Source organism: Ruminococcus sp. 1001136sp1_2201st1_G3_2201SCRN_220225, from assembly GCF_040924365.1.
GTDB lineage: Bacteria > Bacillota > Clostridia > Lachnospirales > Lachnospiraceae > Blautia_A > Blautia_A faecis.
The window spans coordinates 1-4,344 of sequence record NZ_JBCOME010000113.1; the positions used below are offsets into that span (position 1 = coordinate 1).

General features: G+C 46.5%; 3 protein-coding genes and 3 pseudogenes. 4 read left to right on the forward strand and 2 right to left on the reverse strand.

Features of this window, described 5'->3' with window-relative positions; genetic code table 11:
- The 4 genes and pseudogenes from AB5642_RS19810 to AB5642_RS19825 all read left to right on the forward strand — a co-directional run.
- Positions 1-461, forward strand: a pseudogene (locus tag AB5642_RS19810) (transglutaminase); the annotation flags it as partial.
- A gap of 184 nt (positions 462-645) precedes the next feature.
- A complete protein-coding gene (locus tag AB5642_RS19815; protein WP_148463617.1) occupies positions 646-1,908 on the forward strand; it encodes a M28 family metallopeptidase in 1,263 nt (420 codons plus the stop codon).
- A 24-nt stretch (positions 1,909-1,932) separates the two neighbouring features.
- Complete coding sequence (locus AB5642_RS19820) at positions 1,933-3,255, forward strand: alpha-L-fucosidase (protein WP_173719672.1); 1,323 nt, start codon at positions 1,933-1,935, stop codon at positions 3,253-3,255.
- Between the two features lie 33 nt (positions 3,256-3,288).
- A pseudogene (locus tag AB5642_RS19825) lies at positions 3,289-3,477 on the forward strand (DUF6783 domain-containing protein); the annotation flags it as partial.
- Here AB5642_RS19825 and AB5642_RS19830 read toward each other — a convergent pair.
- A pseudogene (locus tag AB5642_RS19830) lies at positions 3,406-3,612 on the reverse strand (DUF6783 domain-containing protein); the annotation flags it as partial. The pseudogenes AB5642_RS19825 and AB5642_RS19830 sit on opposite strands and share 72 nt — an antisense overlap.
- The gene (locus AB5642_RS19835; protein ID WP_173719674.1) at positions 3,545-4,264 is read right to left on the reverse strand and encodes a prepilin-type cleavage/methylation domain-containing protein; all 720 of its coding nucleotides are present in this window, start codon (positions 4,262-4,264) and stop codon (positions 3,545-3,547) included. The pseudogene AB5642_RS19830 and the gene AB5642_RS19835, both read right to left, overlap by 68 nt.
- Between the last annotated feature and the right edge of the window lie 80 nt (positions 4,265-4,344).

Below are 4,344 nucleotides of genomic sequence, written 5' to 3' on the forward strand. Positions count from 1 at the left end.
GCGATATGCTGGAGCGTATTTCCCTTCCGGAGTTTGAAGTAAAAGATTCTGCCGGAAACACAGTAACCTGCGCTGAGTTAACCAAAGGCGGCAAGAAAATTCTCATGTGGCTGGAAGAGAGCCGGGAGCCTACGGAACATATTTTGAATGAAATGCTGGAACATGCAGAAAAATTCCACGAATTTGAAAATTCCATCTCCTTCATGATTCGTACTCCGGAAGCCAAGCAGGATCCTCTTCTGGCAAAAGTGCTGAAGATGTTCCCGAATGTTTCCATCTATTACGATTCCTTTGAAGAAAACATTGAACTTCTGGGAAGAAGAATGTACGTTGATCCAGACAAGCTTCCGCTAATTCTGGTAACTAATGGCGAGTCTGTAGGGATTTATGCAACCAGCGGCTATAATGTTGGAACTGGCGATATGTTGATCCGTATTATGGAAGAAGTGCCGGAAGTATAAATTGCATTTAAAAGAAGATATAGTAGTTTTTGAAGTATATAGTAGAATTTCTAAGAAATATAGAGATGGTTTTCTTTGTGCTCTAGAGGTGCGCAGCAAAGCATAATAAGGAAAATTGCAAGGCCTCTGAATGTAGCGCATTAAATAGGAGTAAATCGGAAGCCATCTCTAAATGGAGTAAATTATGAATAAATACACAGAAATTCACCCAAATGGACAACGCGCGTATCAGTTTGTAGCTGACACGGCATACGTCCGTGAATCCGGCACTAAGGGGGAGCACAAAGCAGCTGAATACATTTTGAAGGAAGCGGAGCAGGCAGCAGCCCAGACGGGAAAGTCTGTCTACATTCAGACACCCCGCATGGAATTTTTCCAGTGTCCGGATTTTCAGCAGAAAAAGGCAGAGCTGGTAATCTGCCAGCCTTATAAGAAGGCTTATCCGGTGCGTGCCTACCTGAATGGCGCCTGCACCCTGGAAGAGGGCATCACAGCACCATTTCTCTTCGTGGGAAAAGGAGACGACATCAGTCTTTCCAAGGCAAAAGGGGCAGTTGTGCTGGTCTGCGATCCTATTCGTGAAGATATGATAAATAAAATAAAAGCAGCAGGTGCACTTGGCTTTGTAACCATATGCGGCACGCCGCTGGATCAGGGGGAAGACCGGATTCCAACCCAGTACCGCCGCAAGGCAGGTGATCTTCCAGGCGCATCTATCCATTATCTGGATGCAGTGGAAATCGTGGAGAAACAGGCATCCAAGTGCTGCCTGAACATTCAGCAGAGCGAGATTTCCCGCAATTCCGCCAATGTGGCAGTACGCATTCTGGGAACTGATTTTCCAGAAGAAATCGTTACGGTAACGGCTCATTATGATTCTGTTCCGGAAGGCCCTGGTGCATATGACAATATGTCCGGCGGAGCCATGGTGATGGAAGCTTTTCATCATTTCGCAGAGCACAGACCAGCCAGAACTATGGAGTTCATCTGGTTTGGCTCCGAGGAAAAAGGTCTGGTTGGAAGCCAGAATTATGTGAAATCCCATGAAGGAGAAATGAGCAGCCATGTGTTTAATCTGAATGTAGACCTGGCAGGGCAGCTCCTGGGAGGAAACGTTCTGGGAGTAACTGCAGATCCGACTGTCTGTGCAGAACTGAAAAACCTCATGGAAGAAAATCAGCTGGGTGTTACCATCAAAAATCAGGTCTGGGCCAGCGATTCCAATACTTTCGCATGGAAAGGTGTGCCAGCGCTTACCTTAAACCGTGACGGCTTTGGCATGCATACAAGACACGATACAGTAGAATATATATCTCCTCGCGCACTGGAAGAAGGGGCGAAAACTCTCTGCACAGCAGCTGCATGGGTGGCAAACGAGCCAGAACTTTCCTTTGAACGGGAAATTCCAGAGGATATGAAGAGAGAACTGGAAAAGTATTTTGCCTAATGTTACAGGAAAGGACATTATAAAATGAATAAAGTAATCGAAGAAAGAACAAAACGTACCGAATGGTACCGTGACGCCCGTTTCGGCATGTTTATTCACTGGGGACTTTATGCAATCCCTGCCAGAGGAGAATGGGTGCGCAGCGTGGAGCAGATTCCACATGAGGACTACTGCCATCTCACAGAAGAGTTCACAGCTGAGAATTACAACCCAAGAGAGTGGGCGCGTCTTGCGAAAAAGGCAGGCATGAAATATGCTGTGCTCACAGCCAAACACCATGACGGCTTTTGCCTTTTTGACACCAAACTTACTGACTACAATTCCATGAATGCAGCCTGCCACAAAGACCTGGTAAAAGAGTTTCTGGAGGCGTTCCGCGCGGAAGGAATCAAAGTCGGTCTGTATTTTTCCATCATAGACTGGCGCCATCCGGATTTCCCGCACTATGGAGATATGCACCATCCAATGCGCAACCATCCGGAATGCTCCAATGAAAACCGCGATTTCGACCGTTATCTGGAATTTATGTTTGGTCAGATTAAAGAGCTTCTTACCAATTATGGTAAGCTGGATCTGATGTGGTTCGACTTCTCCTACGGAAATATGAAGTGCGACAAATGGAAAGCCCAGGAGCTGATTTCCATGGTGCGTTCCATCCAGCCTTGGCTGATCATTGATAACCGTCTGGAGGGCAGTGCTGAGGACTCCGGTTCTATTCTTACTGCAAATCCTACCGAATATTCCGGCGATTTCGCATCTCCGGAGCAGATGATCCCGCCAGCAGGAATCCGCAATGAGCTTGGTGATCCGGTACCATGGGAAGCCTGCCTGACCCTGAATAACAATTGGGGCTATTCCTCCAGTGACCGTCATTATAAATCAGCTGAAATGGTCATCCACATGCTGGTTGAGTGTGTCAGCAAGGGCGGCAACCTGCTCCTGAATGTGGGTCCTGATGCAAAAGGCCGTATTCCGAAGGAGTCTGTGAAGATTCTGGAAGAAGTAGGAGAGTGGATGGACGAGAATTCCAAGAGCATCTACGGCTGCGGCTATGCTGAGATTGATAAACCGGAATGGGGCCGCTACACCCGCAGCGGAAATAAGATCTATGCCCACGTTATGGAACCTCAGGCAGGAGCAATCCCTCTTACCGGAATTCACGGTAAGATCAAAAAACTCCGCCGTCTTTCCGACAATTCCGAGGTAAAGCTTACGGATTACTGGAACCTGAAGGAATACTCCCAGAATCAGTTCTTTTTCCTCAACGCTGACACCTGCGACAGCTACCCGCTTCCAGATGCCCGGGATACGGTTGTGGAAGTAACGCTGGAAGAAACAGAAGAATAAACAGAAGAAGAAACAGAAAGGGACTGCCGGGAAATGGCAGCCCCTTTTTGGATTTATAAGAAAGCCAATCTCTGGCACTTTCCTGAACTGGGCAGTGTTTATAAGAAAGCTAGAGCGTGTTTGGAAAATCATTCCCGCAATCTGCACGCCCCACTTTGCGGGAGATTTCACCCGAATTCGGTTGCCGTAGCCCGCTGCGGCGCCCTCATCCGGGCGAAATCTCCCACAAAGTGTGACGCACATCTTGCAGAAAACCTTTTTCAAACACGCTCTGGTACAACAATGATCGTCATTGCTTTTCCTGCCCGGTGGGGTTCTTCGTTGGTGGCGTAATATTATACCAGGTCTTTCCTTCATCCTTGGTCTGATAGACGGCAGTAGGGCTCACATAAATAAAGTTATCAATTTTTTTGTCTTCTCCAAATGTATAATAGGCGAATCCATCCTTTGTTTCTGTAGTACTATTATTATTCTGAACCTTATAGAAAGGGCTGTTTTCATAGGTCGAAGGCTGCAAGGTCCATTTATCCAGTGCGTCCTTGAATGGACCACCGCCTGCATAGTAGACACGGACTTTTACTGTCTTTGCACCGATTCGAAACGTCTGATTTGAAAAATATGCGGCGTTATTATCCATATTGCCTGTGTTTTCTAGTGTATTGAAATTAAGATAATTGTTTATGGAATAATCAATCGTTCCAGAATAGCCTCCACTCCAATTTAAAATAGCTCCCGTATCTTTCTCGTAGGAAACCATACAAAATCCGTCTTCGTCTGGTTCCCCAATCCAGTTGTCTTTATCGTTGTTACTGATTCCTCCGACTGTGAGTGTCGAGCTCGTCTGCCAGCCCAGCTTTTTTTGCGCAAGATCCACTTTGATCGGTTCCGGGATTTCTGTATCTATTGCTTCGGCCATGATCTTCGCATAAGCAGAGCGCACATTAGCCAGATCTGTTGCTTCTCTGGATTTTTCAAGCTGGCTGGAAAAAATGGGAATGGAGATTGCCACAAGTTGGTGCTAGAATATAAATAGTACAAGCCAAAATGAGAAATTCCAAATACACATAAGCATGATACAATAGAGACATG